This is a genomic window from Acidovorax sp. HMWF018 (genome assembly GCF_003061035.1).
In the GTDB taxonomy this organism is placed as follows: Bacteria; Pseudomonadota; Gammaproteobacteria; order Burkholderiales; family Burkholderiaceae_C; genus Acidovorax; species Acidovorax delafieldii.
Genome location: NZ_QAIM01000008.1, coordinates 1 through 4820, shown reverse-complemented (window position 1 = coordinate 4820; position 4820 = coordinate 1). Strand labels below are relative to the sequence as shown.

Genomic DNA, 4820 nt, shown 5'->3' with positions numbered 1-4820 from the left:
CTCAACATCCCCTCGCTGCAAGGCAGCGTCAGCCCTGAAGAATGGCAGCTGCGCTGCGACCTGGCCGCGTGCTACCGGCTCGTCGCGCTGTACGGCTGGAGCGACCTGGTCTTCACCCACATCAGCGCCAAGCTGCCCGAGTCGGTGTCAGGCCCGGGCGAGCACCATTTCCTCATCAACCCCTACGGCCTCATGTTCGACGAGATCACGGCGTCGAGCCTGATCAAGGTGGACATGCTGTGCAACAAGCTGCACGACTCGCCCTTCCCCGTGAACCCTGCCGGCTTCGTGATCCACAGCGCCGTGCACGAGGCCCGGCCCGAGGCGGGCTGCGTGCTGCACACCCACACGCGCGCCGGCGTGGCCATCAGCGCGCAAAAGGGCGGCGTGCTGCCCATCAGCCAGCAAAGCACCTTTGTACTGGGCTCGCTGGCGTACCACGAGTACGAGGGCGTGGCCTTCCGCGACGAAGAAAAGCCGCGCCTGCAGGCCGACCTGGGCGATGCCAACTTCCTCATGCTGCGCAACCACGGGCTGCTCACCGTGGGCAAGACCATTGCCGACGCCTTCCTGTCCATGTACACCTTCGAGAACACCTGCCGCATCCAGATCGACGCGCAGGCCGGCGGCGAACTGACGCAGGTGAACCCGCAGATCGTGACCGGCGTGGCCCAGGCCATGCGCGTGCAGACCGGCGGCCTGGGCGGCGCCTTTGCCTGGCCCGCGCTGCTGCGCAAGGTGCAGCGCGACCTGCCCGGATTCGACAGCTGACGCGACCCCTCCCCGCTGCACCACGCAGCGGGCGCCGGGGTTGCGCCCCGGCGCCTGCAAGAATCCGGCGCAGCGCATAGGATCGGCGGTTTCCGACCGTTTTCAAGGACCGATCCATGAAGCTTTACTACTCCCCCGGCGCCTGCTCCCTGTCCCCCCACATCGCCTTGCAAGAGGCCGGCCTGGCCTACACCCCCGTGCTGGCCAGCACCAAGAGCCACAAGCTGCAGGACGGAACCGACTACTACACCATCAATGCGCTGGGCTACGTGCCCGTGCTGGAGCTGGACAACGGCGAGCGCCTGCGCGAAGGCCCCGCCATCGTGCAATACATTGCCGATCAAGTGCCCGACAAGCAGCTCGCGCCCGCCAACGGCACCCTGGCGCGCTACCGCCTGCAAGAGTGGCTGACCTTCATCGGCACCGAGCTGCACAAGGGCTTCAGCCCCCTGTTCAACCCCGCCACCCCCGAGGAATACAAGCCCATGGTGCGCGAGCGCCTGCTGCAACGCCTGCAGTGGGTGGATGGCCAGCTCGCCGGCAAGCAGTACCTGATGGGCGATCAGTTCACCGTGGCCGACGGCTACCTGTTCACCGTGACCAACTGGACCCAGCCCACCAAGCTCGACATCTCCGGCCTGGCCAACCTGGCGGCCTACCGTGAACGCGTGGGTGCCCGCCCCGCGGTGCAGGCCGCGATGAAGGCCGAAGGCCTGCTGAAATAGGGACACCCCCCTGAGGCGCTGCGCGCCTTCCCCCCGCTCTCGCTACGCGGGCAGGGGGACAACGCCCTCGCTGCGGGGCGGCCCTTGCTCGGCGTTCCTGGCCTAGGCCCCGCCAGTATCGATTGGGAGCACGTAGCTCGACGCGCGGCCAAAACCCCAGTGTGCTACAGCGGCTTCTGCCGCCACGCCACCAGCGCTCCCACCCACAACGCACAGGCCGAGAACACCAGCCCGCGCGCCAGGCCCCCGGGCCCGTCGGCGATCCAGCCCACCACCGTGGGCCCCACGATCTGCCCGGCCGCAAACACGATGGTGAACGCGCTGATGCCGCTGGCCCACAGCGCCTGCGGCAGGTTGTGCCGCACCAGCGCCGTGGTCGATGCCACCACCGACAAAAACACCCCGCCAAACAGCAGCCCTGAGCCCAGCACCACCGGCCACGCGCCCGTGATAGCAGGCAGGATGGTGGCCACGCCCAGCAGCGCATTCAAGCGCGCCAGGGCCTCTCCGCCCCGGCTGCGGTCCAGCAGCCCGGCCCAGATGCGTGAGGACAGCACCACGGCCAGTCCCAGCAAGGCGTAGAACAGCGTCACCTCGCCCGCACCCCGGCCCTGCTCGCGCAGCAGCGCCACCACAAAGGTCATGTAGCCGATATAGCCCACGCCAAACAGGCCGTAACCCAGCAGCGCAGGGGCCAGGGCCCGCCAGCGCACGCGGTCGGGCACTGCAGCCGCCGGTGCGGTCTCGGATGCGGCGGCCACGGGTGCAGCCAGCCCGTTCAACACCCGCGCCGGCCACAGCAATGCCACTGTGGCCGCCACACAGGCCAGCGCCAAAGCCCACCAGGCCCAGGTCCAACTGTGCAGTGCTGGGGCCGCTGCGAGCACCGCAGGCACCAGCAGCGCAGAAAGGGTGATGCCCCAGCCCGTGCCGCCGTAGTACAGGCCCAGCAGCAAGCCGCTGCGCCCCGGCACCTGGGCACCCAGCCGGGCCGCCAGCAGCCCCCCGGCAATGAACACCAGCGCACTGGCCCCGCCGGCCAGCAGGCGCTGCACCAGCAAGGGCGCTGCCTGTGTGAAAAATCCGCTCAGGCCCATGAACACCGTGGCCATCACGGCGCCCACCACCAGCACTGCGCCCGGGGCCGCGCGCCGCAACAGCCAGGGTGTGGCCAGAGCACCCAGCAGATAGCCCAGCGCGTTCGCCGTGTTCATGCCCCCGGCCAGCGTGTAGGACCAGCCCAGGTCTTCGCGCATGGGCGGCAGCAACAGGGCATAGGCAAACCGCGTGATGCCCAGCGAGATGGCGGCGCCCATCGACAGGGCCACGGCGAGCCACAGGCTGCGCAACGGGGAGACAGGGAACGGTGCGGGGGGCGGTAGCAAGGGCATGGCCTTTCATTCTCATGCAACGGCCACGGTGCTGCAGAAGTGACGGGCTTGAGCGACTCGGTTAACACAAAACCGGTGCCCTTGTTGACGCCAGTGCGCTGCACGTTTTGCGCTGCAGCATTAAGCTGCAAGGCTGCTTTGTTTGCACGTACCTCTACAGGACACCTTCAACATGACCTCATTGTTTGAACCCACCCGCGCGGGCGACCTCCAGCTGGCCAACCGCATCGCCATGGCGCCGCTCACGCGCAACCGCTCGCCCGAGGCCATCCCCACCGACCTGGTCGCCACCTACTACGCGCAGCGCGCCAGTGCCGGTCTCATCATTTCCGAGGCCACAGCCATCAGCCCGCAAGCCCAGGGCTATGCCGATGTACCCGGCCTGTACGGCACCGAGCAGCTGGACGGCTGGAAGAAGGTCACCCGCGCCGTGCACGATGCCGGCGGCAAGATCGTGGTGCAGCTGTGGCATGTGGGCCGTGTCTCGCACACCGACCTGCAGCCGGGCAACGCCGCCCCCGTCGCACCCTCGGCCGTGCAGGCCAACACCAAGACCGTGCTCATCAAGGACGGCGTGCCCACCTTCACCCCCACCTCCATGCCCCGCGCGCTCGATGCCGAAGAGATCCCCGGCATCGTGCAGGACTACCGCCACGCCGCGCGCAACGCCATTGCGTCGGGTTTTGACGGTGTGGAAATCCACGCGGCCAACGGCTACCTGATCGACCAGTTCCTCAAGACCGGTGCCAACCAACGCACCGACGACTACGGCGGCAGCATCGCCAACCGCGCGCGCCTGCTGCTCGAAGTGACCCGCGCCATCGTCGAGGAAATCGGCGGCGGCCGCACCGGCATCCGCCTGTCGCCCGTCACGCCCGCCAACGACATCGTGGACGCCGATCCGCAGCCGCTGTTCGACCACGTGGTGCGCCACCTGGGCCCGCTGGGCCTGGCCTACATCCACGTCATCGAAGGCGCCACCGGCGGCCCGCGCGAGGTGGAAGGCCGCCCGTTCGACCACGCCGCGCTCAAGGCCGCCTACCGTGCAGCGGGCGGCAAGGGTGCGTGGATGGTCAACAACGCCTACACCCGCGAGCTGGCCGATGCCGCCCTGGCCAAGGGCGCCGACATCGTGGCCTTTGGCCGCCCCTTCATCGCCAACCCCGACCTGGTGGCGCGCCTGAAAACCAACGCACCGCTCAACGAGGTGAACCGCGCCACGCTGTACGGCGGCGGGGCCGAGGGGTACACGGACTACCCGGCGCTCAGCGCCTGAGTCTGCACCGCGCCGGAACGGCCCCATGGGGCCGCACCGGTTGCAGCTGCCGCTGCGCGAGCCAGCGGTCGCCTGCCGCAGTCAGCACCAAGCGGCGCAGTCGCTCAAGAGGGTGAGCCGAGCCCGATCGGACTGGGCGCCCGCATGACGATGCGGGTGAAGAGCCGGTCATAGGCCGCGTCGCGCGGCTTGCCAGGGGCCAGCGGGTTGGTGTTGCTGGCAAAGGCCGCGTCGATGGCAGTCCAGTCGCCCGGCTGCAGGGTCTCCTGGGCGGCGGGCAGCACCACGGTTTCTTCCAGGCGCATGTGCTCCAGGTAAAAGCGGATGTAGCGCTCCAGCGCCAGCGCAAACGCCTCGCGGCGCGCGTCGCCCATCAGCTCCCAGCCCAGCAGCAGGTGCTGCAGTTCGCGCACGGCGGCCTCGCCGCCCTCATGGTCACGCTCCAGCTGGGCGATGGCCTCGGCCGCCTGGGGCGAGCGCTCGGCCACCCTGGGGAACAGCCACTGCGACTCCTTGGGGTGGTGCTGGCGCTCGGGAAACTCGTCGATGTAGAACAGCATGGCCCGCATCACGTCAAAGAACGCGGCGGGCTCGTCGCCCGGGCCCTGGTCCAGCATCAGGCGCAGCGAGTGCAGCACCGCCGCGAGCGACGCATGC

Annotated in this window: 5 protein-coding genes; 3 read left to right on the top strand and 2 right to left on the bottom strand. The window is 69.1% G+C overall.

Features of this window, described 5'->3' with window-relative positions; all coding sequences use genetic code 11:
• A partial coding sequence (locus DBR23_RS00260) for a class II aldolase/adducin family protein (RefSeq protein ID WP_233250191.1) occupies positions 1-771 on the top strand: 771 nt, incomplete at its 5' end.
• 116 nt (positions 772-887) lie between these two features.
• Positions 888-1496 (top strand): glutathione transferase GstA, encoded by a 609-nt coding sequence (gstA, locus tag DBR23_RS00255; RefSeq protein ID WP_056056950.1) that lies wholly within the window; start codon positions 888-890, stop codon positions 1494-1496.
• 164 nt (positions 1497-1660) lie between these two features.
• Here gstA and DBR23_RS00250 read toward each other — a convergent pair whose 3' ends face one another.
• On the bottom strand, positions 1661-2887 hold the full coding sequence (locus tag DBR23_RS00250) for a YbfB/YjiJ family MFS transporter (protein WP_108496916.1): 1227 nt from the start codon (positions 2885-2887) through the stop codon (positions 1661-1663).
• A gap of 172 nt (positions 2888-3059) precedes the next feature.
• Here DBR23_RS00250 and DBR23_RS00245 point away from each other — a divergent pair, with 172 nt between their 5' ends.
• Complete coding sequence (locus DBR23_RS00245) at positions 3060-4163, top strand: alkene reductase (RefSeq protein ID WP_108496915.1); 1104 nt, start codon at positions 3060-3062, stop codon at positions 4161-4163.
• Positions 4164-4267: 104 nt separating this feature from the next.
• Here DBR23_RS00245 and DBR23_RS00240 read toward each other — a convergent pair.
• Positions 4268-4820, bottom strand: a 553-nt coding sequence (locus DBR23_RS00240; protein WP_233250190.1) for a hemerythrin domain-containing protein, incomplete at its 5' end; no start/stop codon positions are given.